We start from the raw sequence: 25,306 nt of genomic DNA on the forward strand, positions 1-25,306 counted from the left end.
CGGCGCATCCGGGGCGGGTGAGGTGGCCGTGGACAGCTGTCGCGCAGCCCCCCAGTTCCACACCGGCGAAGCGCGCCGCACTGCCCAACGTGGTCAACGGCTCAGAACGAACGTTCCCGTCACGGATCACCAGCAGCTCGTCGGCCACGACGGGCGGCGAACAGGCCCGTGGCGAGCACGTGCGCGGCCTACCCGGTGCCAGCTGGTCCGCGTGGTCACCACGACCTGGAAGCAGCCATCGTCATGCGCCCCGTCGCGTGAGAGCCCGTGCCGGACGGCCCTACCGCAGCCGTCGGCCCCCCTGCCAGGCTGAGGGCGGCCCTCCGGAGGCCCCGGAGCGGTGTGGGCCGGGGAAGGAGCGGATGTCGGTCATGAGGCTCTCCTCGGTGGCGGAGAGCCCCTCGTCGCGCACGCACGGCGACCGGGTGCTGCTCCCTGTGCCGCGCGAGGCCGCCGCCGAACCGATCATCGCCACCAAGCTCTTCGCTCCCACTCTCGGCACGCGCCCGGTCGAGCGGCCACGGCTCTACGACAGGCTGAGCCGCGCGCTGGACGCCCGGATCACCCTCGTGGTGGCACCGGCCGGATGGGGCAAGAGCACGCTGGTCGCCCAGTGGCTGCGCGGGTCCGGCGTCCCCAGCGGATGGGTGTCCCTGGATGCTGCGGACGGGGACGTGGCTCGCTTCTGGCGGTACCTGCTGCTTGCCGTGCAGCAGGCCGACCCCCGGGTCGGATCTGCCGCGCTGCGCCGGCTGGATGCGGCCGGTGCCGACGTCGATCGGGATGTCCTGCCGCTGCTCGTCAACGAGCTGGCTGACAGCCGGGGTGACCTGCTGGTCGTCCTGGACGACTACCACGCCGTCACCAGCCCGGCGGTGCACCGGTCGGTCGCCGCCCTCCTCGATCACGCGCCGGCCGCGCTGCATCTGGTCATCTGTTCCCGGACCGATCCACCGCTGCCGCTGAGCCGGGCGCGCGTGGCCGGCGCCCTGGTGGAGATCCGCGCCGAGCAGCTGCGCTTCACCGCCGAGGAGGCGGCGCGCATGCTCGACCGCGCTGCCGGGACCGAGCTCTCGGCCGACGAGGTGGAGCGGCTCGTCGCCCGGACGGAGGGGTGGGCGGCCGGGCTGCAGCTGGCCGCTCTGCGCCTGGCCGACCGAGCCGACCGGCAGGCCCGGGTCGATTTCGTCGACCGGTTCACCGGTGCGGACCGGCACATCGTCGACTACGTCGGCGAGGAAGTGCTGGACTCCCTGCCCCCGCGGACGCGCGAGTTCCTGCTTCAGACATCGGTGCTGCCGCGGCTGTGCGCACCGCTCGCGGATGCGGTGACCGGCCGGGGCGACGCCGTCCGGCTGCTCGACGAGATCCAGCGGGCGAACCTGTTCCTCACCGCACTGGACGAGGAGGGCCGCTGGTTCCGCTACCACCAGCTGTTCCGCGACCTGCTGCGGTACGAGCTGCAACGCTCGGGGCAGGCGGCGCCCGCGCTGCACCGGCGGGCCGCCGAGTGGTTCAGGGACCACGGGGACCCCGGTGAGGCGATCGGGCACGCCGTCGCCGCACGCGATCTGGGGCTGGCCGGTGCCCTGATCGCCCAGGGGTGGCGGTCCGAGTTCAACCTCGGCCATCTGCAGACGGTCCAGGGCTGGCTGGACGCCCTTCCTCCCGCGCAGGTGGCCGGCGACCCCCGGCTCACCGTCGCCCGCGTCTGGCTGCACATGGACCGCGGGCGGCTGGACGAGGCCGGCGCCGCGCTCGCCGCAGCGGAGCACGCGGCCGCCGACGACGTGCACGTCGGTGTGCTCCGGGTACTGCACGCGTTCAAGGCTGGGGACGTGCCGGGGGCCGCGGTGCAGCTCGCTGCTCTGCGCGGCTGGCCCGCCGATCCCTTCCTGATCACCGTGCAGAACCTGGTCAGCGGCGTCTGCGCGTTGTGGCTGGGCGATCTGCGCGAGGCCGCGGAGCGGCTGCACCGCGCCGCGGCCCAGGCCGAGGACACCGACAACCGGCTCGCCCAGACCTACGCCCTCGGCGCCCAGGCGCTGGTCGCCGTGCTCACCGGTGATCTCCGCTCGGCGGAGGACGCGCTGGGCCGGGCCGACGCCGCCGTGGCGGACGCCCGCGTCGACACCCACTTCGTCGCCATGTTCCCCGCCCTGGCCGCGGCGCGGCTGGCCATGGTGCGCGGCCGGTGGGCGGATGCGGCCAGCCACTCCGGCGCGGCCGCCGAGCTGGCGGGCCGCGGCGCCGGGCGGGTCGAGCAGGCCGCCGCGTTCACCACAGCGGCGGAGGCGGCGCGGCGCGCTGGACCGGACCACGGCCCGGACGCCGAGCGATGGCTGGATGCCGCCGCCGCGGTGCTCCGCGACTGCGCCGACCCAGGCCCGACCGTGCGGGACTGGTTCGGCCGCGAGCAGCGCGCCCGCCGGCAGCGGCCGACCACTGCGGCGCCGACCGAGCGGCTCACCGAGCGGGAGCTGGCGATCCTGGCGCTGCTGCCGACGACGATGTCGCAGCGGCAGATGGCCGGGTCCCTGTTCGTCAGCCCGAACACGATGAAGACGCATCTGCGGGCGATCTACCGCAAGCTCGGCGCCGAGTCCCGCGACGACGCGGTGCTGCGCGCCCGCTCGCTGGGCCTGCTCTGATCCCGAGCGCGCACTCAGCGGCCCAGGAGTTCAGCCGGCGAGCCACCCGCCGTCGGCGACCAGGACGGCGCCGGTGATGTAGCTCGCCTGCGGCGAGCAGAGCCACACCGCCGCCGCGGCGATCTCCTCCGGTTCGGCGATCCGGGACAGCGGCACCCGCTGCAGCAGCTCGGCGCTGACCGCAGAGGTCATCCCGGTCCGGGTGACGCCCGGCGCCAGGGCGTTGACCCGGATGCCGACCCCGGCCAGCTCCACCGCCGCGGCCCGGGTCAGCCCGTTGACCCCGTGCTTGGCGGCGATGTAGGCGCCGTTGTCCGGCATGGCTGCGTCGCCCAGCATCGACGACGTGTTGACGATGGCTCCGCGGCCCTGCCGGCGCATGTGCGCGATCTCGGCGCGCATGCAGTGCCAGACGCCGATCAGATCCACCTGCAGGACCCGCAGGAACGCCTCGGCCGGGTACTGGTCCAGCGGCAGGAAGGGGCCGGCCACCCCCGCGTTGTTGTGCGCGGCGTCCAGCCGGCCGAAGCGTTCCACCGCCCCGGCGACCGCCTGCGCGACGGCGGCGAGATCGGTCACGTCGACGACCATCGCCTCGGCCTGCGCACCCGAGGAGCGGACCAGGTCGGCGGTGGCGGCCAGGCCGTCCTCGTCGATGTCGAGCAGGGCGACCGCAGCGCCCGCCCGGGCGAACGCGAGCGCGCTGGCCCGGCCGATCCCGGACGCCGCCCCGGTGACCAGCACGGCCTGTCCGGCCAGGTCGTCCATGGGCGCTCCCGGGCTCGTCAGCGTGGCTCCGCCGTCGTCGTGAGGCTGGAGTCGCCAGAATGGACCAGCCGTCAGCCGTGGTAGTAGTCCTCGAGCAGCGCCCGCAGCGCCGCGCGGCCGCGGTGCAGCAGCACCCGCTGGTTGCCCGGTGACAGCTGCAGTGCCGCGCACGTCTCCTCGGCGGACATGCCGTGCACGTCGCGCATCAGGACCACGAGCCGTTGTCGTTCTGGCAGCCGGTCCAGTGCGCGCTCCAGCAGGACACCGATCTCCTCGTCGAGGATCCTCCGCTCGGGCTGGCCCCAGGGACGAGGTCCGCCGGTCGAGGTCCAGTGCCCGGGATAGGCGCCGTCCGGCCCCTGGAACCGCGCCGGGTCGACCGTCGGACCCGCCGGTCCCGAACCGGTCAGGCCGGCCGAGGACACGACCCGCGCATCCCGCGCCCACCGGCTCTTCGCCCGGTTGATCAGGATGGAGAATGCCCAGCTGCGGACCGAGGAGCGTGCTTCGAAACGCGGGAGCCCGCTGATGACCCCCAGCCAGGCCTCCTGGACCACGTCCTCCGCTGCCTGCCGGTCGTGGACGTACCGGCGGGCGACGGAGAACATCACCGGCGACCACGCGTCGACGATGGCGGCGAAGGCGTCGGCGTCACCGGCGCGCAGTCGGGCGACCAGTTCCGCATCGGTGTGCGGAACGGCCGTGTCGAGCTCCGTGTCCTCGTCGACGAGCAGCGCGTGACGGCTGTGCGAAGACATCTGTCCCTCCCCGGGCCGGCTGGTGGTGAGCCTCGCGCGGCAGAGGGGCGGTCTACCTCCCCCTCCGGGCGATCTCACCCGGGTGAGATCGGCGCGGGGTGGATGGCCCCGGCGTCCCTCCGGAGCACGCTGGCGGCATGCCCGAGCGGTACTACCGGATCACGGTTCAGGGTGTCCTCACCGAGCGCCTCGCCCCGGCGTTCGAGCCGCTGCGCCTCGCCGGCGTCGACGAGGGGCGAACCGCGCTGTCCGGGGTGTGCATCGACCCCGCCGCGCTCTACGGGGTCCTCGACCGCATCCGGGATCTCGGCCTGGAACTACTGGCGCTGGAGTCGTGCGACGTCGTGCCGCCCCCGGTGGTGGGCCGAGGTCAGCCAGCGCCGGCCAACGCCGGTACGTTCTCCACCCGGGGCTCGATGCCGTAGCCGGCCATCCCGCCGTCCTGCGACGAGCCGTGCCTCACCCAGCCCGGTTCGACGAGGCCCGAGCTGTAACGGTCCCCGTCGGAGGGGGACAGTGCAGGCATGGGACCCGCCGGGCAGCTGCTGGCGGTGTGCGTCGGGCAGCCGCGGGAGGTCACCTGGCGGGGCCGGGTGGTCCGCACCGCGATCTGGAAGAGCCCGGCGACCGGACGACGCGCTGTGGCGCGCCTGAACGTCGAAGGAGATGCGCAGGCGGACCTGGCGGGTCATGGCGGGGAGCACCGGGCGGTGTTCGTCTACCAGCGCGATTCCTATGCGTACTGGGAACGGGAGCTCGGGCGCACGCTGCCGGAAGCAGGGACGTTCGGGGAGAACCTCACGGTGGACGGACTCTCGGACGACGAGGTCTGCATCGGGGACCGGCTCGTTGTCGGCACGGCGGTGTTCGAGGTGACCCAGCCGCGGGTCACCTGTTTCAAGGTCGGCATCCGGCTCGGCGAATCGCGGATGCCCTCGCTGCTGACCGGCCACGGGCGGCCCGGGTTCTACCTGCGGGTGCTGCAGGAAGGGCAGGTCGGCGCGGGCGACCCGATCCGGGTGGTGCACCGCGATCCGCGGGGCCTGAGCGTGCGGCGGGTGTCCGACCTGCTGTACACCGCCGACCGCGACGAGGCGTCGCTGCGCGCGGCCCTGGACATCCCCGCCCTGCCGGAGGGCTGGCGAGGGTCGTTCCGGGCGGTTCTCACCGCGGGCGACCGCCCGGGCAACCCGGGGCTGGCCGCGCAGCCGGCGGCCCGGCCGGCGTATCCCGGGTTCCGGGAGTTCACCGTGACGCGGCTTGTCCGGGAGTCGGCGTACGTGCTGTCGGTGCACCTGGCCCCCGCGGACGGCACAGGCGCACCGTCGTGGCTCCCCGGCCAGTTCGTGCCCGTGCGCCTGCGCGACGAGGCCGGGCCCGTGGTGCGCAGCTACTCGCTGTCCGCTCCCGCCGGTCCGGAGCTGCGCCTGTCCGTCAAGCGCGAGGGCCGGGGCAGCGGGCTGGTGCACGGGCTCGCCGTCGGAGCGACGGTGGAGGTGGGGGCGCCCAGGGGTGGATTCGGGTTCGATCCGGCGGGCACCGAGCCCGTGGTGCTGATCAGCGCCGGCATCGGCGTGACCCCGCTGCTGGCGTGCCTGCGCGCGCAGGCTGCCGTCCGGCCGGAACGCCGCCTGATCTGGGTGCACGTGGCCCGATCCCCGGCCGAGCACTCCCTGGCGGCCGAGGCCGACGCCGCGCTGGCGGCCATGCCGGCCGCCGTCCGGCAGGTCCGCTACACCGCAGCGCAGGCCGCCGGGCACGGGGACGCCGACGGGCGCGTCTCACTGGAGGCCCTGGCCGACCTCGGCGTCGACCCGACCTTCTCCGCCTACGTCTGCGGCCCCGAGCGCTTCGCCGCGGGGGTGCGGCAGATGCTGGCCGACCTGCGGCTGCCCGCCGCCGCTGTGCACGTGGAGTCCTTCGGCACCGGCACGAGCGCCCGCGCCGATCCTCGCCTCGACAGCGTCCTGATCGGTCGCCCGCACCCACCGTCGCCGCCGTCCGCAGCAGGCTGGCCGGTCACCTTCTCCCGTGCCGGGGTGACCGCCGCCTGCGATCCGGAGCGATTCGCCAGCCTGCTGGAACTCGCCGAGGCCTGCGACGTCGGTGTGCGTTGGTCGTGCCGCAGCGGCGTGTGCCACAGCTGCGAATCCTCCCTGGTCGACGGCGCGGTCGAGTACGTCACGGAGCCGCTCGACGAGCCGGGCGGCGATGTCGTGCTGCTCTGCTGTGCTCGGCCCGCCTCGCCCGTGACGCTGGACCTGTAGGAGCAGCAGCCGACGCGGGGGCGACGCGGCCTTGGTGGTGCCGCCGGCTGAGTCCGGGGCCCACCGGCCTGCTCAGACGAACCGGGTGTGCGGTCGGGGGAGCACGACGCCGTCGAGCTCGATGTCGACCTTCTCGTCGTAGAACGCGATGAGGCCCGCGATCGGCAGTACCTGGCGGGTGGGGAACGAGTAGGACCACGCGATGTCCCGGTACCCCTTCGGGGTGTCCCCGTCGACCCGTAGCGACCAGTAGTCCGACGTCACGCCCTTGTACGGGCACGCCGTGATCGTCGGGCTGGCGCTCAGCTCGGCGAGGGTCACATCCGTGCGGTCGATGTAGCACCGGGTGGGCAGCCCGGTCTCGAAGAGCAGCACGGGTGTGCTGGTGTCGGCGAGCAGGTGGCCGTCGAGCGCGACGCGCACGTGCCGATGGGAACGCAACGCATCGACGCGGACGTAGGGGTTGCGGGGATGGACGAACACCTGCTCGTCCTCCTCGTACCAGGCGTCGAGGGCGTCCCAGTCGAACCGGGCCGTGCCCGAGACCCCGTCCAGTGCGTCGGCCCCGAACACCCGGACGCTGCCGGGGCGCTCCCCGCCACCGGCACGAAGCCCGTGCAGACGCGCCGTTCCGCGCTTCAGGTGCTGGTCGCGCCCCTCGTCGACCAGAAGACGGGGATCGATGTCCTCGAGGGGGATGTAGTACTGCGGGTAGTACGGGAACTCCCACACATATCGCGCCCTCGTGGTGTCGAACCGTCTGGCCCCCCAGGGTGGCCCGCACCCGCCGGGGCGCGGGCTCGATGCGATCCGTCTCGGCTGCCGGCCGCGGATGGTCCCGGGCGTCGGCCTCCGCCGGCCGGATCACGTCTCCTCGCTGGTCGTCCATGGCGTCTCGTCTCCGATCCGGCCGGGCGCGCCGGCGCCTGTCATGGGGTGTCTGCGCCGGACAGGGCCGGTCCGGGACGGTGGTGGAAGCCGAGCGTGCGTGCGGCGGCCTTCTCCACGCCGATGACGAAACGGATCCGGTCGGCTCCGCGGCTGGGGAAGGGCGCGCCGGTGCACTTGAACGACGACCGAGAAGGAGACCCGCGGGTCGCGGCGCATGTCCTTCGCCTTCCACGTCGTGCCCGAGGTGCACACGAGCAGTGATCACCCTCCACATCGACCCAGACGACGTGGCTGCGCGGGGACCCGTCGGCTCACAGCGTGGCGAGGTGGACGTAGTTGGGGGCATCGAGCAGTGCCCGCACGTCGGGCGGGAGCGGGATGAAGGGTCGAACGGTGCCCGTCACGGAGTTCATGCCTTCCTGCTGCTCACCGGCGGACGGCACATGCCGTTGCCGGGTGGGGCGCCGCCGCGCCGCGCGGCAGATGTGATTCAGACGGTCGCCGGCGGGCCCTCCGGGCGGGAGGTGTTCCGCGCGGTGTCGTGCTGCCCCGCACGGTCCCTGCCGTCGACAGGGCTGCCCGCGATCGCCTGTTGGATGGCGTCGAGGCGGCGATGGAGGGCCTGGACGTCGGCCCGGGTGGCGCCCATGCGTGACGGTCGCAGCCACACCACGATGCTGCCGCCCGGGCTCAGGCTCGCCTCGGCGACGTCCTCGGCCCCGTCGGCGCCCTGGGCACGTAGGGCTGCTTCCACGTCGGCCCGGCGCAGCCCTTCGCGGCGCAGCGACCGGTCCAGGAAGTGGCCCTCCCTGACGAGCGGCACGTCCTGACCCTCGAACAGGCGGACTGCCCGGTCGGAGCGGGAGACCGCCCGCACGACGAGCGCGTTGGTGCCCAGGAGGACGGCCGCGGCCAGCAGCCCCCCGGTCAGGCTGTTGTCCGGGCCGATCAGCGCGTTCTGGACGACGTTGGACAGCAGCAGCACGACGACGAGATCGAACGTGTTGAGCTGCGCGAGGTTCCTCTTGCCGGCGACCCGGAGCAGCAGCGCCACCGCCGCGTAGACCAGCACCGTGCGCAGCACCTTCTCACCGGCCGGCACGCCGAGGCTCCAGACCTCTGACATGGTGTTCGTCCCCCGCTGGTTCAGGCCCCGCCCCGGGCGGGCCGTCCGGCGTCCACGACCTGAGGAGGCATGCCGTCAGGAGGCCTGGGACCGCTGCCAGGCCGCCCGTGCCTCATCGGTGGTGGGGTCGAAGTCCGGCTTGGTCCGGCGGAACAGGTCCTGCAGGTCCTGCCACAGCTGGTGGGCCGACGGCCGTCCCCAGAACCAGTAGCCGCAGTACACCCGGTCGATGACCAGGCCCGGGGCGAGCACGACGGTGTGCGGCACCGTGGCCGGATGGTGCGGATCGGTGTACTCGTCGATCCGCAGGGCGCGCTGGACCTCCAGATCACCGTCGGACAGGAAGGTCCACCAGGCGCCGGTGGCGATCTTCATCTTGTTGGTGTCGTGCAGGTTGTTCGGCAGCACGGTCACCAGCCTGGTGAACGCCACCGGGACCAGCTCCTGCAGCTTGAGCAGCTCCTTGTGGTGCTGGCGCTCCCGCGGGCAGTGCTCGCCGCGGCCGAGCTGCAGCACCAGGGCGTCGTCGCCCTGCAGCTCGGAGAGCCGCCGCTTGGTCCCGCCGTCGTCGGGCAGTTCGAAGTCGGGCAGCACCGCGCCGACGTCCAGTCCTGTGCTCATCGGTCCTCCTCGTCGACCGGCCGGATGCCCGGCACCCGGGTGCGGATCCGGTAGATGCTGGTGAGTGCGGTGATGTAGAGGCCGCGGCCGTCCGCGTCGCCCCACGCGAGGTTGTGCGGGCTCTCCGGTAGGTGCAGCGTGCCGCGATGGTGTCCCTGCGCTGTGAGGATCCAGATCCCGGACGGTCCGCAGACGTAGACGTTGCCGTCGCGGTCGACCTTGAGGCCGTCGATGGAGTCCTCGCCTTCCGCGGCGGTCAGGTCGGCGAAGACCCGTCCGCCCGACAGGGAGCCGTCGCGGGCCACGTCGTAGCGCATGACGACCGTGGCGGCCCGGTCCCAGTTGCCCACGTACAGGGTCCGCTCGTCGGGGGACAGGGCGATGCCGTTGGGGCCGCTCAGCGCGTCGGTGAGCAGCCGCACCACGCCGTCGCGGACCGCGAACACGCCGCTGAAAGGCAGTTCCTTCGCCGGGTCGTCGTAGGCGTCGGGCAGGCCGAACGGCGGATCGGTGAAGAACAGCGTCCCGTCCGACCGGTAGACGAGGTCGTTGGGGCTGTTCAGCCGGTGGCCCTGGTAGCGGTCGGCGAGGACGGTCGTGTCGCCGTGCGGCTCGACGCGCAGCACCCGCCGGTTGCCGTGTTCGCAGACCGTCAGCCGCCCCTGCGGGTCGAACGTGAGGCCGTTGGACCCCGGCTGGGAGAAGCGGCCGATGTCGGGGCCGCTGTAGCCGCTGTGCGAGCGGAACACCGACACGGAGCCGCGCGGGCTCCACCGGTAGATGTGGTTGGTGTTCGGCGAACTGAACAGCAGGGCGCCGTCGGCGGTCCACACCGGGCCCTCGGTGAACTCGAAGCCCCCGGCGACCCGCTCGAGCGGTGCCTCGCGGTCCAGCACCGCGTCCAAGCCGGCGACACCGGGGGTCACCCCATGATCCACCGCCTCGGTCGCAAGAGCCTGCTCGGGACGGTAGAGGTCGAGCACAGCGGTGCGCAGCCAGATGTAGTTGCGCGGCGAGGCCGAGATCGGGCCATTGGCGCCGAAGACCGCGATCCGGAACGTCTGTCCCGGCCGGGCGTCGTCGGTGAGGACCACGCGGTTGGGTGCGTTGAACCCGGCCACGACGTGTCCGCCGACGTCACCGAGGGCCACGGGGAGTCGGCCGTCGACCCAGACCTCGGCATAGTCGTCGACGACCACCTCGAAGACGACGGTGCAACCGGTCGGGTCGAGGCCGCCGAGGCGCTCAGGGATGGTCACCGCCACCCGGTACCAGTTGAAGCAGACCCGTCCGCCGGCCAGCCGGAGCCGGGTCTCGGCCGGGCGGAGCACGCGCCAGCCGGAATCGTCGAAGTCGGCGCTGCCGGCGTGGGGCAGCACGTCGAAGGTCCGGTTGGGGACGTCGCCGGGGCCGAGGGGGTCCGCCGGGGAGCCCACGGCGACGAAGTCGATCTCCTCGATCCGCGCGTCGCTGTAGCGCCAGGTGGCGCCGACCGAGGCGGCCCCCTGTTCGGTCTGCAGGTCGACGACCGCGGCGGCCGGACCGGGGAGCGGCTGCGACGGGCGCGGCGCCCCGGCCCCCGACCTGGGCCGGGTGGCGGTGGTCATGGCTAGGCCACCACCTTGGTGACGAAGTACAGGAAGGGGTCGGAGACGTCGACGAACTGGTGCGGGACGCCGCTGGGGACGACGAGCACGTCACCCTCGCCGAGCTCGTGGGCAGTGCCGCCGTCGATGAAGTCCGCCCGCAGCTCACCGGGGGCCACCTCGCGGGGGGAGTGCAGGGTGCCGCCGGTGATGACCTTGGCGCGCCCCTGGACCACCCGCATGACGTCGACGACGCCGGCGTGGTACTCCACCGCGCCCGGTGCCGTGCGCCGGCCGGCGTCGACCTTGTAGCGGCCGGCGTCGACGAGCAGGCCGCCGTCGTGGAACCGCTGCTGCAGTTCCTGATCGGAGATGAACACCGCGTCCTGCACGCCCTCGCCGGAGGCCGCCCGCTCAGCGGCGTCCTGGCCGATCTCGGCCAGCTCCTGGTCCTCGTCGGCCGAGGAGGCGCCGCTGACCCCGACCGCGCCGACCACGTGATCGTCGACCACGATCGGCATCCCGCCCTGCAGCGGAACGGCCCCAGCCAGGTGCAGCGCCGAGGGGCGGCCACCGGAGGCCTGCCGCTCGAAGTCTCGGCTGGGGCGCCGGAAGATCGCGGCAGTGCGTGCCTTGTCGGTGGCAACGCCGACGCTGGCGACCTGCGCCGCATCCGGCCGCCACAGCGAGACCAGGTCGCCGCCGGCGTCGACCACCGCGGCCACGGGTGCTGCTCCCCGCGCCGTCGCCGCGTCCGCGACGGCCTGCAGGGCCACCTGGGCGGCGGCGAAGCTGAACGCCGGTACCGTCGTCGTGGCGAACTCGGCGGCCGCACCGGCCAGCGAGACCGCCTCGTCCTCGTCGGGGGTCTCCCCGCTGGTGCCGATCGCGCCGACCACTTCGCCGGCGGCCACCAGCGGCACGCCGCCGGTGAGCGCGCGGGCCCCGTGCAGCGCTAGGGCACCCAGCCGGCCGTCGGTGACCTGTTGCTCGATCTCGCGGCTGGGCCGCACGAATATGGCAGCGGTCCGCGCCTTGTCGATGGCCACCTGGTCGCTGGCCGCCTGGCTGCCCTCCGTGCGGCGCAGCGCCAGGAGCCGGCCGGAGGAGTCGACGATCGCGATGACCACGCGGTACCGGTGCTCCTTCGCGTGCCGCTCGGCCGCGGCCAGCACCACGTCGACCCCGGCACCTTCGATGACCATGCGTGTGCGGACCGCGGCCATGCCGGTCACGCTCCTCTCGTGTTCAGCACGGCCATCCAGACGGCCGTGTCGGCGGTGATGAACAGCCGGTCGCGGTCGCGACCGCCGAAGCTGAGGTTGACCGCGCCCGGCACGGAGATCCGGCCCAGCAGGGTCCCGTCGGGGGTCAGCACCCGCACGCCCTCGGGGCAGCAGACGTACACCCGGCCGGCCTCGTCGACGGCGAGCCCATCCGGGGTGCCCGCCGGGGTGACGTCCACGACCCGCCGCGAGCCCAGGCCGGTGCCTTCGACGACGTCGTAGGCGTAGACGTGGTGCGGGCGTTCGGGGGCCCAGCTGCCCGGTTCGTGCTCGGCGCCGCTGTCGGCGACATACAGGGCACTGCCGTCAGGTGAGAACGCCAGGCCATTGGGCTTGTCGAGATCGGTAGCCACGGTGTGCACCCGCCCGGTCGCCGGGTCGAACCGGTGGACGGCGTCGGGCAACAGCGGAGGGGGCCGGAAGCCCTGCAGGTGTCCGTACGACGGGTCCGTGAACCAGATGCCGCCGTCGGGCCCCACGACCACGTCGTTCGGCGAGTTGAGCGCTACCCATCCGGCTGCGTTGACGAGCGTCGTCACGGCCCCGCTGATCGGGTCCAGCCGCGACAACCGCGCGGGGTGGACCATGTCCCCCTGCTCGCACACCAGCAGCCGCCCCTGCCATGCGGTCATCCCGTTGGGCATCACCGCATCCGCGGGCACCACCGTGACCCGGTCCGGTTCCAGGTCCATCCGGTCGCCGTCCAGCGCGATACGTTTGATCGACGCCGCGCGCGGCCGTCCGCTGGGCACCGTGGTGACGTACAGGGCGTCCTGGCTGGGCAGGTACGTCGGCCCCTCGTGGGCGTCGCAGCGGGCGAGACGTCCCAGCAAGGGATGGGCGCCCGTCACGTGGACGAAGGAGCGGTCCGCCGCGACGAAGTGGACCGCGGACGTGTCCGTGGCGACGGCGACCCCGTCGGGTGAGCCCATGACTCGCTCCTCTCACTCGGGCGCGCCGAGCAAGCTGAGCGCCGCCCGTGCCGCCGTCAGCACGCGGTCCAGGTCCTGCTCGGTGGGCAGGGGCCCCGGCTCACCGCGCCGGCGCCGCAGTGCCCGCTCGACCGGCTCGGAGTCGGTCAGCCGTTGCATCGCCCAGCGAGCGCTGTCGGCCTTGGACCGCCAGACCCCGTCGGTTGCCCAGCCCCACGCGCGGCAGGCGCTGAGCACCGCCTGGTCGGTGGCGTCCGGCGCGCCGGCGTAGAAGTCGAGAGCCTCGATCACCGCGGTGGCGACGAGGCTGCGGGGCGGCTCCGCGAACACGACAGCCGCGGGCGGTCCGAGCAGCGCGACCCCGCTCTGGCGGGCGATGGAGACGTCGATCGTGAACCAGAAGCTCGGGTCCTGCTCGGCGTCGTAGACCAGGTGGTGCTCCATCCGCGGGCCGGTGTTCAGGTTGAGCTGGAAGCGAGGGCCGCCGGCGGCGTGGAGGTCCTCGGCGGCGTAGAGCACGAACTCCAGCCCGCGGGCGGGGGTGGGGAGCACCTCGTGCTCCAGCCGAGAGGCCAGTTCGCGGCGCTCGGACAGCGTGAGGCGTTCGGTGGCGACGGCCTGCACGTCGATGTCGCTGCTCCACGGGTCGTAGTCACCCAGTGCCGCGGAGCCCAGCAGCCAGACGCCCGCGAGACGATCGCGCAGTGCGTCATGCACGCGCCGAGCGACCTGGTCGGCGTAGAGCTGCAGCCGGCCCTGCGGCGTCTCAACTGTCGTCATACGGGTGCAGTCCGCCCTCAGTCCCGGGCGTTGCACTCGAGTCGACATCCCCTGCGGCCGCTGACGATCCGGGCCGGATGATTTAAGGCGTGGGCGCACCAGCCGGAGCTGCTGCAGACGATCCCGGAGTGAGGGAGAAGGTCGCGCAGGTGATCATCGTCTTGACCGGTGCGGACATGTCTCGGTTCCCGATGCGTGAGCACCGGGCCTCCTGGGTCGGCGTGGCTCCGGGGACGCGGGAGTCGGCCGGGCGGCCTAGAGACACGCCGCCTACGGGCGACAGCTAGAGGTGTGCTTGTACTGCGTGACGCCCGAGGGGGCGAAGCCTTCCGGCAAGAAGTCACCTGTACCGGGGGCGGTCCCAACCGGTCTGGTGGCGGCACGTTGACGAAGCGGTGACGTCATCGGTGGAGACTTGTGACGTCTTTGGCCCTGAGCTGCGACGCGATGTGGGCCGGGAAGAGCACTCCTCTCGGTAGGCGACTGAGGAGCCCACCATGACCAAGCCCATCCGGCGCAACTTCGCCCACTTGAGCGTAGCGGAGCGACAGGCCTACATCGATGCCGTCCTGCAGGCCGACCTGCGCAGCTATGCGGACGGTGTCTCCTACTGGGACAAGCAGGACCAGATCCACGAAGGCACGCACAACCACGGCGGCAACTCGTTCCTGCCGTGGCACCGCGAGCTGGTCAACCGCTACGAGGCCCTGCTGCAGGAGTCCAACCCGGACGTCGCCCTGCACTACTGGGACTGGACGGAGGACCCGCGCGCGGCGTCCGACGGTCAGGGCGGCACGGTCGCGTTGCTTTCCACGGCGCTGCTCGGGACCGCCAACGGCACGTTGGACGGACCGCTGGCCACGGTGCACAACGGTGGCACCTTGGCGGGCAGCCGCGACCAGACGGGCAACCGCGCGGACCCGCCCCGCGAGGTGACGCGCAACTGCCAGAACGGGGCCCCCGGCGTCGCGTCGGACGCCACCATTCTCGCCAGCGCCGACGCCCTGCCACAGGCTCAGCAGTGGACGCAGTTCCGGCAGGCGCTGGAGAGCTCGCACAACACCGCACACGGCTACTTCGGCGCGAGCACGATCGGTGACCCCCACCGGTCGTTCGAGGACCCATTCGTGTTTCTCCTGCACAGCAATGTCGATCGGCTGCTGGCCATGTGGCAGACGCAGCCTGGGGAGGACTGGCGGCTCGATCCCGATCAGGTCTACGGCGACCAGTCGAACACCACTGGGTCGGAGAGCATCCTCGCGCCTCTGCAGCCGTGGAACGGCACGGTGGAGTTCGGCTCGCCCATCGAGCCGTGGGTCGGCGCCTCACCGCAGATCGAGGTCAAGAACTGCCGGCACCCGTCGGTAGTGCGGCCACCGTGCTACGACACGCTGCCGCTGACCGTGGAGCAGATCGCACCCACGCCAGGGAACCCGCTCCGCTTCCTCGACGTCGTCGAGTTCCTACCGACGGCGCGCGCCCTGCGCCTGCGCGTGCGCGGCTGCGCGACAGTCACGGCGAACGCCACTGTCACCGGTCCGTTCACTCTGCTGGCCGCAGCTGTCAGCACGCCCGAGGTGGACGGCTTCGAGGCCAACGACCTGTTCGTGTGGGTGCTGTTCACCCCGGGGGCGGCGGGTACGTCGGCGAGCGGTGACCTCACCGTGACCGTGGCGGAGACCGGGGATGTGTTCACGGTCCCGGTCACGGCGACTGTGGTGCCCAACCCGACGGTCGCGACGTCGCTGGTCCTCGACCGGTCGGGCAGCATGAGCCTGCCGTCAGGCCTGCCGGCCAAGGACCGCATGGATGTCCTGCACGACTCGGCACCGCTGTTCGTCACGCTGCTGGACGCGGACGACGGCGCGGGGGTCGTCCGCTTCGATACCGACGCCGCGCCGGCAACTCCGGTGGCGCCGGCCGGGCCGATGATCGGCGGCGCGGGGCGGCTGGCCGCCATGACGGCGATCACCAGCACGGCGACCAATCCCGGCGGCCTGACCGCCATCGGGGACGGCCTCGAGGCCGCCGCCGCGCAGCTGGCCCCCGTTGCCTCGAGCTTCGACAGCACGGCGACGATCGTGTTCACCGACGGGCACGAGACCGCGGACAAGACCATCGCCGCGGCCGCGTCGTCGGTGAACAGCAGGGTGTTCGCCATCGGGCTCGGCACGGCCGACCAGCTGAATCCCGGAGCGCTCTCGGACATCGCGAACGGCACGGGTGGGTACCTGCTCCTCACCGGCAACCCCGGCGCGGACGATCAGCTACTGCTGCAGAAGTACTTCGCGCAGGTGCTCGCCGGCGCCACGAATTCCGCCGTCGTCGTAGACCCCCGCGGGCTCGTCCCCGTGGGTGGCAAGGTGGTCGAGCGGTTCGAGCTGACGGCCTCCGACATTCGCGCCGACGTCCTCGTGCTCGGCGACATGGCCCCGACGATTCGAGTGGAACTCATCGCCCCCGACGGCACCACGCTGACCTCCGCGTCAGGCGCCGAGGAGGTGGTCGGCGACGCCTACCGGGTGCTGCGTGTCATCCCGGCCGATGTCCTGGCCTCCCGGACCGGCGAGGGCAGCTGGGAGGCGGTGCTGTCCGTGGATGGCGCCGACGTCGAGCGCTGGTTGCGCGAACTGCGCGAGCGGCTGGAGACCTTGGGGGACAAGGAGCGAGCTGCGCTGATCCTCCGGCTGGTCACGACCGCCATCGAGGTCCACGGAGTTCCCTACACGCTCAGCGTCCAGGCGCGCAGCGGACTGCGGATGCGCGTGGATGTGACACAGCACTCGCGCCTGCCGGGCACGTCCGGGCGCGTCCGGGCCACGCTGACCGACAGCGGCATCCCGCTCGGAAACTCCGTCAGCGTGCGGGCCACGGTCACCGCACCGGATGGAACGGAGTTCACGGTGCCGATGCCGGCCGGGGAACCGGGCGTCTTCGCCGCGGACGTGCCGACCTCGTCGAGCGGCGTCTACCAGATTCTCACGCGCGCCGAGGGCGCCGATCTGCACGGCGCGCGGTTCACCCGTGAGGAGCTGCGCACACTGGCGGTGTGGGCTCGTGGTGACGACCCGCCGCCGGTCGTCATCCAACCCGGCGGCGAGAAGGGGACGCACGTCGACACGTGCGGGCTGCTGCTGTGCCTGTTGGACGACGACGGCGTCTCGCGCCTTCTGGAGGAACACGGCATCGACAGGTCGCGGATCGCAGAGTGCGTCCGGGGAGCCTGCAGCTGAGCTCGAGCCAACGGCCGCGCCGGGCCCCGGTGAGAGCCAGCCGGCCACGCGGACGCACGGTAGCTGAGCGCTGCGGTCCATCCACGTGGGAAAGGACACCTACGACATCACGTCATTTGCCGGCCGATGAATGCAGCCCGCTCGACCTACCACGCCTGAACCAACCGCGCGGAGACTCCGACCCAGGCCTGGCGGCAGGCGCTGGCAGCCGAGATCGCGCAGGAGTTCGACGACTCGCGGCAGGCCTCGAGCTGCCGGCGTCTCGCCCGCCGCGCCATGTGAGATCGCCGTCGACTCCCACTGGGGCGGCTGCTGCACCACATCGGTTGACGGGAGGGCGGCACCCCATGCGTGGCCCGAGGATCGACATGTCGTTCTGGTCCCACATCATCCCCCTCGGCTGCGGAGTCGCCCTGCTCGTCGGCATCGCGGTCGTGCTCATGCTCTGGGGACCCGGATCGCTGTCCGACGAGGCGATCGCCACGCTGATCGCGGGCGCCATCGGTGTCCTCGGGACGCACGTCGGTCACGTCAGTGGTCACGTGATGGCGGAGCGTGCGGCGGCCGATCGCTCCTCGCGCCATCGGCCGAGGTCCGGGAACACCAGCGGGGACGGAGAGACGACTAACCAGGCTCGGCCCTGAAGTCGCCGGGTGCGGGATGCGGTTCTGCCATCACCCGACCGCTCGACGTCAGGGACGGGCTTGTTGGCTCGAGTCCAATCAGGGGAGCAAAGCTCCTGGTGAGCGCCTCGTCGGCCGAGCGGTGCCGGAACCGTCCATTGCGCTGTGTGATCTGAACCGCGAACTTCTGGGTCGTCCGACGTCGTCGCCGGCCGCCGCCGGGAGCTCGCTGTTGATCGCTACAGCGGGCGCCCGGGTCCGCGGTCACCACCACAGCGGCCCCCAGCGACGTGCATCCGCCTGCACGCGGGACCACGGGACGTCTTCGCTCTTGGCGCGCCCGATGGGGTTGATGCCCCAACGCATCGTCACGTTGGCCCGCAGGGTGTGCAGCCGGTTCTCGAACAGCATCCTCTCGCTGATCCAGGAGACGGCGTCCAGCTCCGGCTTCCACGCAGCGGTGTAGCGCTGCGCCGCTCCCGCGAGGGCGGTGGCGCCGGATCCGGCCGTGCCGATGCACCGGTCCAGTTCGACGGCGGCCTCCATGGCGGCGTTGACGCCCTGGCCGATGGGTGGGAAGGGTCCGGCGGCGTCACCCAGCAGCACGGCTCGCCCGCCGTCCAGCCGGGAGCACGTGAGTTTCTGGCCGATGTGGTAGCAGGTCCGGTCGGCGAACGCGGTGACCGCCGAGTCACTGGCGAGGTCGAGCACGCGAGGACAGTGCTGCTGCAGGTAGGCGCGGGCCGCCGCGGCTGAGGAGAACGAGAGCGGCCGGCGGGTGCCGATCCCGCAGAACCAGCGCGGACCGTCGGACTCCTCGTCGCCGGGGATGGCGCCGGCGACGCAGAACGGCCGGGTCGCCAGGGCCTGGAGGTAGGTGTCGTCGAGCTGGTCGACGAGCCGGTCGAGCGCGATCATCGTGAGGTAGTTGGGCAGCGACTTCCGTGCCACGGTGAATCCGGGAACGTGCCGCTGCATGGCCGTGCGGACCACGGAACCGGCTCCGTCCGCGCCCACGACCAGGTCGAACTGCCGGGTCACCGGGTCCCCGCCCGGCGGCGTGTACGACACGGCCCCGGTCAGCACGTCGACCTCGCTGACCCGGCAGCCGTACTCCACGTGGACGGCGTCCTTGTGACGGTCGCTGATCACCGCGGCGAGGGCCCGGAGGATGTCGCCGCGCGCGCCGGTCCACCCCGGCCCCGGCCAGTCCTCCACCACCCGCCCCGCGTGCTGGATGCCCCGGAACGGGAGCAGTCGGGCGTCGAAGTACCCGATGGCGTCGATGTGCCGCAGGGCCCGCAGTCCGTGCCCGGTGATGTCGATCGTGTACGAGCGGTCCGGGTTGAACCGCGGGGCCAGCTCGGGGTGCGCGTCGCGCTCGAGGACCGTTGTGGCGATCCCCCGGCGGGCGAGCGCGATCGCCGCCACCAGCCCGGCGGGGCCACCTCCGACGATGGCGATGCCGCTCGGCTCGCCGGGCTGGGCCTCGGGGGTGTCGTTCGACATGGCAGTCTCCCGTTCGTCGGCGTCGGATGGTTGCCGATGGCCAGGCTCGCGGGGGCGGAACGGCGATCGCATCGGTGACCTCCCCAGTCCCGCAGGACTAGCCTGGCCGGGTGCTGCTCGGCCGCGGGCCGGAGCGCATCCGCCTCGACGGCGTGCTCGCGGATGCGCGGGCGTCGCGCAGCCAGGTGCTGGTGATCCGTGGAGAGCCGGGGGCCGGGAAGTCCGCGCTGCTCTCGTGGGCGGCGCAGCGAGCGGGGCCCGCCCGTTGCCTGCGAGCAGCGGGCGTCGAATCCGAGCTCGAGCTGCCGTTCGCCGTGCTGCAGCAGCTGCTCGTCCCGGTGGTCGACCGGCTCGACGGGTTGCCCCCGGTGCAGGCCGACGCCCTCCGCGGGGCGCTCGGCCTGGGGCCGGGGCGGGGCAGCGACCGGTTCCTCGTCGGGATCGGCGTGCTCTCGCTGCTGGCCGAGGTCGCTGCGGACTCCGGGGCGGTCTGCCTGGTGGACGACGCGCAGTGGGCGGATGCCGCGTCGGTGGCGGCGCTGGTCTTCGCGGCTCGGCGGCTCGAGGCCGAAGGTGCCGTGCTGGTCGTGGCCACCCGATCAGCGGGCGGGGACGCGTTCGCCGCCGCGGGACTGCCGGAACTCGTGCTCGGCGGCCTGGACCCGGAGGCCGCGGCGGCGCTGGTCGCCCAGCGGGCACCGACGGCGGCCGTGGACGTCCGCCGGCAGCTGGTCGCAGGAACCGGCGGGAATCCGCTGGCCCTCGTCGAGCTGCCCGGGGTGCTGACCGCGGCGCAGCTGGCCGGGCTGGAGCCGCTGCCCGATCCGCTTCCCGTCGGGGCCGGCGTCGAGCGGGTGTTCGCGGCGCTGGCAGCGCGGCTGCCGGAACCCACCCGCCGGCTCTTGGTCCTCACGGCCGCCGACGACACCGGGCGGCTGGGTGTCATCGGCCGTGCGGCGGCGGCGGAGGGCCTCGACCTGGCCGCGCTGGGCCCCGCGGAGGCCGACGGCCTCGTGCGGATCGCCGGCGGCCGGGTGGAGTTCCGTCATCCGTTGGCGCGATCGGCGGTGTACCAGGACGCCGGCTTCGCCGACCGACGGGCGGCGCACCACGGCCTGGCGGCGGTCCTCGACGGCGCCGAGGACGTCGACCGCCGTACATGGCACCTCGCGGCCGGAGCGGTGCCCCCGGACGACGCCGTAGCCGATCTCCTGGAGGCCTCGGCCGACCGAGCGCGCACCCGGTCCGGCCCCGCGTCCGCCGCGGCTGCCCTGTCCCGGTCCGCGGCGCTCACCGCGCCCTCGGAGCGCCGGGGCCGCCGGCTGGTGGCGGCGGCCGAGGCCAGCTGGGCCGCCGGTCACCCGGCCCGCGCCGCGCAGCTGCTGGACGAGGCGGAACCCCTGCTCCAGGCGCCGGAGCAGCGCGCGGCCCTGAACGGCCTGCGCGGTCTCATCGAGCTGAGCGGGGGGTCGCCGGAGACCGCCTATCCGCTGCTCGTCACCGCGGCCCTGGACGCTCCGGACCGGTCCACCGCGGTGGCGGGGCTCGCGCTCGCCGGCGAGGCCGCCTCGCTCGCCGGCGGCGAGCGGGCCGTCGAGCTCGGGCGCCTGGTCCGGCAGCTGGTGCCCGGGGACGCCGGGGTCGACGGGCCGGTCGTCGACATGCTGACCGGGGTGGCCGAACTCAGCGCAGGGAACTGGGCCGACGGTGCGACCCGGCTGCGCAGGGTCCTGGGTTCCGCCCGACGGGCCGAGGAGCCCCTGGCGTTGCTGCGAGCGGGTCAGGCGGCGCTGCTCCTCGGCGACGAGGTGGCCGCACGGCGGTGCTACCTCAGGGCCGAGGCGATCCTCCGCCGCACGGGAGGCATCGGGCTGCTGGCCACGACCCTCAACCGGCTGGCCTTCTCCTACGCCCAGTCGGGACTGCTCGCCGACGCCGAGGAGAAGTGCCAGGAGGGGGAGCGGCTCGCCCGCGAGCTCGGCCAGCAGTCGGCCACCGGCGACGTCGTCCTGGCCCTGGTCGCCGCTTGGCGTGGCGACGAGGAGTCCTGCCGGCGTCACGCCGGAGGCGCCGCGGAGCAGGCCGAGGCGCGTCGGCTGGGCGCCGTCCGGGCCGGGGCGGCGTGGGCGCTCGGACTGCTCGACCTCGGTCTCGGCCGGCCGGACCAGGCGCTCGCGAGGCTGGCACCCGTGGTGGCCGGGCGGGGGTCGAGCCATCCGGCGGTGGCGCTCTGGGCCACCCCCGACGTGGTCGAGGCCGCGGCGCGGGCCGGCCGCCCCGAGGACGCACGCGCGGCGCTGCAGCGGTTCGGGGACTGGGCCCGGCGGGCCGGGACGCCCTGGGGGATCGCGCTCGCCCGCAGGGGTGCCGCACAGCTCTCCGGAGGGGACCTGGGCTCCTACGAGGAAGCGCTGGAACAGCACGTGGCGGTCGCCCGGCCGCTCGACGAGGCGCGGACCCGGCTGGCCTACGGCGAGTCGCTCCGACGGCAGCGCCGCCGGGTGGACGCACGGCTGGCGCTGCGGGCCGCGGCGGAAGCCTTCGACCGGGCGGGCGCGGTGCCGTGGGCGGACCGAGCGCGCGTCGAGTTGCGGGCCACGGGGGAGACCTTCGGTCGGCGGCAGCCCACGGAGTGGGACCGGCTCACCCCGCAGGAGCTGCAGATCACCCGGCTGGCCGCGGGCGGTGCGTCGAACCCAGAGATCGCCACGCAGCTGTTCCTGTCCCGGAAGACCGTGGAGTACCACCTGCACAAGGTCTTCACGAAGCTCGGCGTCGGCGGCCGGGCGGAGCTGGCTCGGCTGGCGCGGAACTAGGGACCTCCCGGATTCCAGCGCGAACACCGGCGTCCAGGGTCGGCGGTGTCGCCGTCCCGGATGCCCGACGAGGTGAGCACCATGACCACCACGACCGACCGACCGACCACCCGATCCCGCACCCGGCGCCCCACCCGCCGGCGGGATGTCCGCCTCCTGGTGACCGTCGCCGTGCTGGCGCTGCTCGTGCTGTGGCTGTTCGCCCGGTTCGGGCCCACGTCGAGCGAGCAGCGCTCGTTCACGATGGGTCCCGGAACGACCCGGTTGACCGTCGAGGTCGGCACCGGTTCGGTGCGGCTCACCCCGACCGACGGTGCGGAGATCGAGGTCCAGCGGACCGTTCTTTCCGGGTGGCGGGACCCGCGGATCGAGGAGCGCACGGACGGCTCCCACGCGGTGATCGAGGCATCGTGCCCGGGTTTCCTCGGGGGCAGGTGCGAGGTCCGGTACGACATCGCCGTCCCGGCCGGCCACGAGGTCGAGCTGGCGGCCAGCACAGGCGACCTCGACGTCCGCGAGATCGAGGCACGGTCGCTGCGGACTACCGTGTCCACCGGCCGCACCACCCTCGTCGACGTCGACGCGGCGCTGGAGATCCGGGCCAGCACCGGCGACGTCAGCGCGTCCGGGCTGCAGAGCGAGCAGGTCACCGCAGATGTGTCGACGGGCAGCGTCGAGCTGGCCTTCGCCACCGCACCGACCGACGTCACCGTGTCGGCCAGCAGCGGGAACGTGACGCTCGAGCTGCCACAGACCGGAAGCCCGTACCGGGTGCAGGCGAGCACCAGCTCCGGCGACGAGCGCATCGACGTCGCCACCGATCCCGGTTCGCCGCGTTCGGTGACGGTGACCACGAGCAGCGGGGACATCGCCGTCCGGCCACGCTGACCGCGCGGCCGACGACAACCCAGCAGAGCGGAACGACGGAAGGCGGTCGCGATGGACACGAGGACAGCACCGGCGGAGGGGACGACCGCGCCTGTCGGGCAGCGGTGGGCCAGCCGGCTCGACACCCGGCCGGAGACGAGATGGACGGCGCCCGCGGCGACCGCGCTGCGGCAGCTCGGCGATGTCGACCTGGCGGTCTACCGCGCCGTCGCGGCAACTCCGACCCCGACGCTGGACGGCCCGGTTCGCCGGTTGTCGGACGCCGCCGACCGGTCCCGGCTGTGGCTGGCCGTCGCGGCCGCGATGGCCACCCTCGGCGGCCGGGCCGGCCGGCGCGCGGCGGGTGCGGGGTTGCTGGCGATCGCGGTCGACTCCGCCGTGGTGAACGGCATCCTCAAGGCGGTCGCCCGCCGCGGCCGGCCCGATCGCGAGTCCGCCCGGGTGCCCGCCGACCGCCGGGTGCGGATGCCGGGTTCGCGGTCGTGGCCGTCGGGGCACGCCGCGTCGGGCTTCGCCTTCGCGAACGCCGTCGGGCAGACCCTGCCCGCGGCGGCGTTCCCCCTGCGCATGCTCGCGTCCGCCGTCGGCTACTCCCGCGTCCACACGGGGGTGCACTATCCCGGCGACGTCGTCACGGGAGCGGTGGTCGGCGCCACCGTCGGCGAGGCCGTCGGCTGGGGACTGTGGCGGGTGCACGCGGTTCCCCGGCTCTCCCTCGGTTCGGGGCGGGTGCCGTCGTGACCGCCCTGGTCGGCGCGTGGCGGCGCCTGACCGCCACCGGTGCCCTCCTGGTCATCGGCGCGGCGTCGGTGGTCGTGCTGCTCGCGATCGTCGGCGACGTCCGGCGGCTGCCGCTGGAGTTGGCGTTGCTGGCGGTGATCGTGCTCGGCGCCTGGTTCGCCGTGACCCGTGCGGGCTGGCGCCGGCTGGTCGCCGCCGTGCTGGTGGTCGCGGGGGCCGTGGGTCTGGTGCTGGTCTCCTTCGGCGGCGCGGACCTGGCGTCGGTGCTCGTCCGCGTGGCCGCCGTCGCGCTGGCCCTCGGCGTGGTGGCGTTCGCCGCCCGACGCGAGGCCCGTGCTCTGCGGCGTGCGCCGACGCCCGGAACCGCCGTCCCGACCGCGCGCCACGCCGTCCTCATCCTCAACCCGCGCAGTGGAGGCGGTAAGGCGGAGCGCTTCGGCCTCGCGGCAGAGTGCCGCGCGCGCGGCATCGAGCCGGTCGTGCTGGGACCAGGGGACGACCTGGTCGCGCTGGCGGAGGCGGCGGTCGCCCGGGGTGCCGACGTGATCGGCATGGCCGGCGGCGACGGCTCGCAGGGGCTTGTCGCCGGCGTGGCGGCCCGGCACGGCGTGGCGATGGTCGTCGTCCCCGCCGGCACCCGGAACCACCTGGCCCTCGACCTCGGCCTCGACCGGGACGACGTGATCGGCGCGCTCGACGCGTTCGGCCCGGCCGTGGAACGCGCGGTGGACCTGGGTGAGATCAACGGCAGGGTGTTCGTCAACAACGTGTCGCTGGGCCTCTACGCCGAGATCATCCGCTCGGCCGAGTACCGCGACGCCAAGGTCGACACCACCCTGGACGCGCTGCCTCGCGTGCTGGGGCCGGGCAGCTCGCCGTTCGACCTGCGGTTCACCGGGCCGGCGGGGGAGCGGCACACCGGGGCGCACGTCGTGCAGGTCTCCAACAACCCGTACGGCGTGACCGCGGGCTCCCGCAGCACCCGTCCGTGCCTGGACACCGGCCGTCTCGGCGTGATCGCGCTGGACATCCGGGGCGACCGGGGCGCCACGGCGTTCCTCGCGGCGGCCGCCGCCGGCCGGCCGGAGCGCTACCCGGGATACGTCGCGTGGGAGCCGTCGGCCTTCCAGGTCGACTCGGCCGACCCGGTGGACGTCGGACTCGACGGCGAGGCCCTCCGGATGGCGCCACCCCTGAGGTTCGCCGTCCGGCCTGGCGCGCTGCGCATCCGCCTCCCCGAGGGAGCCCTGGGGCTGTCCCCGGCGGCCCGGGACGTCCGGGCCCGGGCGGCGTTGCGCGAGCTCCGGTTGGCGGCGTCCGGCCGGTCGGGGAGCAGGCCGTGAGCGCCCGCCAGCGGCCCAAGCCGCTCGACCCGGCCCTGCGGGCCTACACCGCGCAGCGCAGGCACGACCTGGAGGACCGGGTCGCCGATGCCGTCACCGCGTTCGCCGGGTCGATGCGGTTCGTGTACATCCACGTCCTCTGGTTCTCCGGCTGGATCGTCCTCGGCGTCGAGGAGTACCCCTACGGCTTGCTCACGATGATCGTCTCGCTCGAAGCGATCTTCCTCACCACGTTCGTGATGATCAGCCAGAACCGCAGCGACGAGAAGAACGAGGTGCTGGCCGACGACCGGTGGCGAACGGTCCAGCACCAGGAGGAGCAGACCGAGCAGATCCTGCGCGCCGTGACGGAGATCCTCGAACGGCAGAGGCCCGTCCCCGGCGTTCCGTCAACGGCCCGCCCCGGCGTCGAGAGAGCGGGTGCCTGAGCAGCGGGCGTCGTCACCGCCGTGGGGCGCGCCCCGACCCCGTCCCTCGCAGTGGAGCG

At 73.5% G+C, this 25,306-nt stretch carries 21 protein-coding genes; 11 read left to right on the forward strand and 10 right to left on the reverse strand.

Annotated features, from left to right (window positions below; all coding sequences use genetic code 11):
• The first annotated feature begins 371 nt into the window (after positions 1–371).
• The gene (locus tag ACI797_RS08375; RefSeq protein ID WP_456858161.1) at positions 372–2,651 is read left to right on the forward strand and encodes a LuxR C-terminal-related transcriptional regulator; all 2,280 of its coding nucleotides are present in this window, start codon (positions 372–374) and stop codon (positions 2,649–2,651) included.
• A 30-nt stretch (positions 2,652–2,681) separates the two neighbouring features.
• On the opposite strand, the gene ACI797_RS08380 is transcribed toward ACI797_RS08375, so the two are convergent.
• Positions 2,682–3,419, reverse strand: a complete 738-nt coding sequence (locus ACI797_RS08380; protein ID WP_456858162.1) for an SDR family NAD(P)-dependent oxidoreductase — start codon at positions 3,417–3,419, stop codon at positions 2,682–2,684.
• 71 nt (positions 3,420–3,490) lie between these two features.
• Positions 3,491–4,177 (reverse strand): RNA polymerase sigma factor, encoded by a 687-nt coding sequence (locus ACI797_RS08385; protein ID WP_456858163.1) that lies wholly within the window; start codon positions 4,175–4,177, stop codon positions 3,491–3,493.
• A 137-nt stretch (positions 4,178–4,314) separates the two neighbouring features.
• Between ACI797_RS08385 and ACI797_RS08390 the strand changes: the two genes are divergently transcribed.
• Positions 4,315–4,602: a hypothetical protein gene (locus ACI797_RS08390; RefSeq protein WP_456858164.1), complete on the forward strand. Its 288-nt coding sequence runs from the start codon at positions 4,315–4,317 to the stop codon at positions 4,600–4,602.
• Between the two features lie 99 nt (positions 4,603–4,701).
• Positions 4,702–6,444 carry an MOSC domain-containing protein gene (locus ACI797_RS08395; protein WP_456858165.1) on the forward strand — a complete coding sequence of 581 codons (1,743 nt, stop codon included), beginning with the start codon at positions 4,702–4,704 and terminating at the stop codon, positions 6,442–6,444.
• Between the two features lie 72 nt (positions 6,445–6,516).
• On the opposite strand, the gene ACI797_RS08400 is transcribed toward ACI797_RS08395, so the two are convergent.
• The 7 genes from ACI797_RS08400 to ACI797_RS08430 form a co-directional block, all read right to left on the reverse strand.
• Entirely contained in the window at positions 6,517–7,278 is a 762-nt protein-coding gene (locus ACI797_RS08400) for a DUF427 domain-containing protein (protein ID WP_456858202.1), read from the reverse strand.
• Positions 7,279–7,825: 547 nt separating this feature from the next.
• On the reverse strand, positions 7,826–8,461 hold the full coding sequence (locus ACI797_RS08405; RefSeq protein ID WP_456858166.1) for a DUF421 domain-containing protein: 636 nt from the start codon (positions 8,459–8,461) through the stop codon (positions 7,826–7,828).
• 75 nt (positions 8,462–8,536) lie between these two features.
• Positions 8,537–9,082, reverse strand: coding sequence for a redoxin domain-containing protein (locus ACI797_RS08410; protein ID WP_456858167.1), 546 nt, complete (start codon positions 9,080–9,082; stop codon positions 8,537–8,539).
• Positions 9,079–10,689, reverse strand: a complete 1,611-nt coding sequence (locus ACI797_RS08415; RefSeq protein ID WP_456858168.1) for an SMP-30/gluconolactonase/LRE family protein — start codon at positions 10,687–10,689, stop codon at positions 9,079–9,081. The genes ACI797_RS08410 and ACI797_RS08415 overlap by 4 nt, the downstream gene beginning before the upstream one ends.
• Before the next feature lie 2 nt (positions 10,690–10,691).
• Entirely contained in the window at positions 10,692–11,894 is a 1,203-nt protein-coding gene (locus ACI797_RS08420) for a heme-binding protein (protein ID WP_456858169.1), read from the reverse strand.
• A gap of 5 nt (positions 11,895–11,899) precedes the next feature.
• Positions 11,900–12,886, reverse strand: a complete 987-nt coding sequence (locus ACI797_RS08425) for an SMP-30/gluconolactonase/LRE family protein (RefSeq protein WP_456858170.1) — start codon at positions 12,884–12,886, stop codon at positions 11,900–11,902.
• A gap of 12 nt (positions 12,887–12,898) precedes the next feature.
• A complete protein-coding gene (locus tag ACI797_RS08430; RefSeq protein ID WP_456858171.1) occupies positions 12,899–13,666 on the reverse strand; it encodes an aminoglycoside adenylyltransferase domain-containing protein in 768 nt (255 codons plus the stop codon).
• A gap of 128 nt (positions 13,667–13,794) precedes the next feature.
• Here ACI797_RS08430 and ACI797_RS08435 point away from each other — a divergent pair, with 128 nt between their 5' ends.
• The 3 genes from ACI797_RS08435 to ACI797_RS08445 all read left to right on the forward strand — a co-directional run bounded on the left by ACI797_RS08435 (position 13,795) and on the right by ACI797_RS08445 (position 17,543).
• Positions 13,795–13,953, forward strand: coding sequence for a transposase (locus ACI797_RS08435; RefSeq protein WP_456858172.1), 159 nt, complete (start codon positions 13,795–13,797; stop codon positions 13,951–13,953).
• 210 nt (positions 13,954–14,163) lie between these two features.
• A complete protein-coding gene (locus tag ACI797_RS08440; RefSeq protein ID WP_456858173.1) occupies positions 14,164–16,899 on the forward strand; it encodes a tyrosinase family protein in 2,736 nt (911 codons plus the stop codon).
• A 368-nt stretch (positions 16,900–17,267) separates the two neighbouring features.
• Positions 17,268–17,543 (forward strand): hypothetical protein, encoded by a 276-nt coding sequence (locus ACI797_RS08445; RefSeq protein WP_456858174.1) that lies wholly within the window; start codon positions 17,268–17,270, stop codon positions 17,541–17,543.
• Positions 17,544–17,786: 243 nt separating this feature from the next.
• Here the strand turns inward: ACI797_RS08445 and ACI797_RS08450 are convergent, their stop codons facing one another.
• On the reverse strand, positions 17,787–19,031 hold the full coding sequence (locus ACI797_RS08450; RefSeq protein WP_456858175.1) for an FAD-dependent oxidoreductase: 1,245 nt from the start codon (positions 19,029–19,031) through the stop codon (positions 17,787–17,789).
• Positions 19,032–19,141: 110 nt separating this feature from the next.
• Between ACI797_RS08450 and ACI797_RS08455 the strand changes: the two genes are divergently transcribed.
• From ACI797_RS08455 to ACI797_RS08475, 5 genes are all read left to right on the forward strand, one after another.
• Complete coding sequence (locus ACI797_RS08455; protein ID WP_456858176.1) at positions 19,142–21,847, forward strand: LuxR C-terminal-related transcriptional regulator; 2,706 nt, start codon at positions 19,142–19,144, stop codon at positions 21,845–21,847.
• Between the two features lie 81 nt (positions 21,848–21,928).
• Entirely contained in the window at positions 21,929–22,735 is an 807-nt protein-coding gene (locus ACI797_RS08460) for a DUF4097 family beta strand repeat-containing protein (protein ID WP_456858177.1), read from the forward strand.
• Between the two features lie 51 nt (positions 22,736–22,786).
• Entirely contained in the window at positions 22,787–23,476 is a 690-nt protein-coding gene (locus ACI797_RS08465; RefSeq protein ID WP_456858178.1) for a phosphatase PAP2 family protein, read from the forward strand.
• Entirely contained in the window at positions 23,473–24,819 is a 1,347-nt protein-coding gene (locus tag ACI797_RS08470) for a diacylglycerol/lipid kinase family protein (RefSeq protein ID WP_456858179.1), read from the forward strand. Before ACI797_RS08465 ends, ACI797_RS08470 begins: the two co-directional genes overlap by 4 nt.
• On the forward strand, positions 24,816–25,247 hold the full coding sequence (locus ACI797_RS08475) for a DUF1003 domain-containing protein (RefSeq protein ID WP_456858180.1): 432 nt from the start codon (positions 24,816–24,818) through the stop codon (positions 25,245–25,247). The genes ACI797_RS08470 and ACI797_RS08475 overlap by 4 nt, the downstream gene beginning before the upstream one ends.
• The last annotated feature ends 59 nt before the right edge of the window (positions 25,248–25,306 follow it).

This window comes from Geodermatophilus sp. SYSU D00691, assembly GCF_054050275.1.

Coding starts and splice junctions, on each gene's coding strand:
- ACI797_RS08395 (WP_456858165.1), top strand. CDS start 4,702: ATGGGACCCGCCGGGCAGCTGCTGGCGGTGTGCGTCGGGCAGCCGCGG.
- ACI797_RS08385 (WP_456858163.1), bottom strand. CDS start 4,177: ATGTCTTCGCACAGCCGTCACGCGCTGCTCGTCGACGAGGACACGGAG.
- ACI797_RS08450 (WP_456858175.1), bottom strand. CDS start 19,031: ATGTCGAACGACACCCCCGAGGCCCAGCCCGGCGAGCCGAGCGGCATC.
- ACI797_RS08420 (WP_456858169.1), bottom strand. CDS start 11,894: ATGGCCGCGGTCCGCACACGCATGGTCATCGAAGGTGCCGGGGTCGAC.
- ACI797_RS08405 (WP_456858166.1), bottom strand. CDS start 8,461: ATGTCAGAGGTCTGGAGCCTCGGCGTGCCGGCCGGTGAGAAGGTGCTG.
- ACI797_RS08390 (WP_456858164.1), top strand. CDS start 4,315: ATGCCCGAGCGGTACTACCGGATCACGGTTCAGGGTGTCCTCACCGAG.
- ACI797_RS08445 (WP_456858174.1), top strand. CDS start 17,268: ATGTCGTTCTGGTCCCACATCATCCCCCTCGGCTGCGGAGTCGCCCTG.
- ACI797_RS08440 (WP_456858173.1), top strand. CDS start 14,164: ATGACCAAGCCCATCCGGCGCAACTTCGCCCACTTGAGCGTAGCGGAG.
- ACI797_RS08375 (WP_456858161.1), top strand. CDS start 372: ATGAGGCTCTCCTCGGTGGCGGAGAGCCCCTCGTCGCGCACGCACGGC.
- ACI797_RS08415 (WP_456858168.1), bottom strand. CDS start 10,689: ATGACCACCGCCACCCGGCCCAGGTCGGGGGCCGGGGCGCCGCGCCCG.
- ACI797_RS08430 (WP_456858171.1), bottom strand. CDS start 13,666: ATGACGACAGTTGAGACGCCGCAGGGCCGGCTGCAGCTCTACGCCGAC.
- ACI797_RS08410 (WP_456858167.1), bottom strand. CDS start 9,082: ATGAGCACAGGACTGGACGTCGGCGCGGTGCTGCCCGACTTCGAACTG.
- ACI797_RS08380 (WP_456858162.1), bottom strand. CDS start 3,419: ATGGACGACCTGGCCGGACAGGCCGTGCTGGTCACCGGGGCGGCGTCC.
- ACI797_RS08425 (WP_456858170.1), bottom strand. CDS start 12,886: ATGGGCTCACCCGACGGGGTCGCCGTCGCCACGGACACGTCCGCGGTC.
- ACI797_RS08460 (WP_456858177.1), top strand. CDS start 21,929: ATGACCACCACGACCGACCGACCGACCACCCGATCCCGCACCCGGCGC.
- ACI797_RS08465 (WP_456858178.1), top strand. CDS start 22,787: ATGGACACGAGGACAGCACCGGCGGAGGGGACGACCGCGCCTGTCGGG.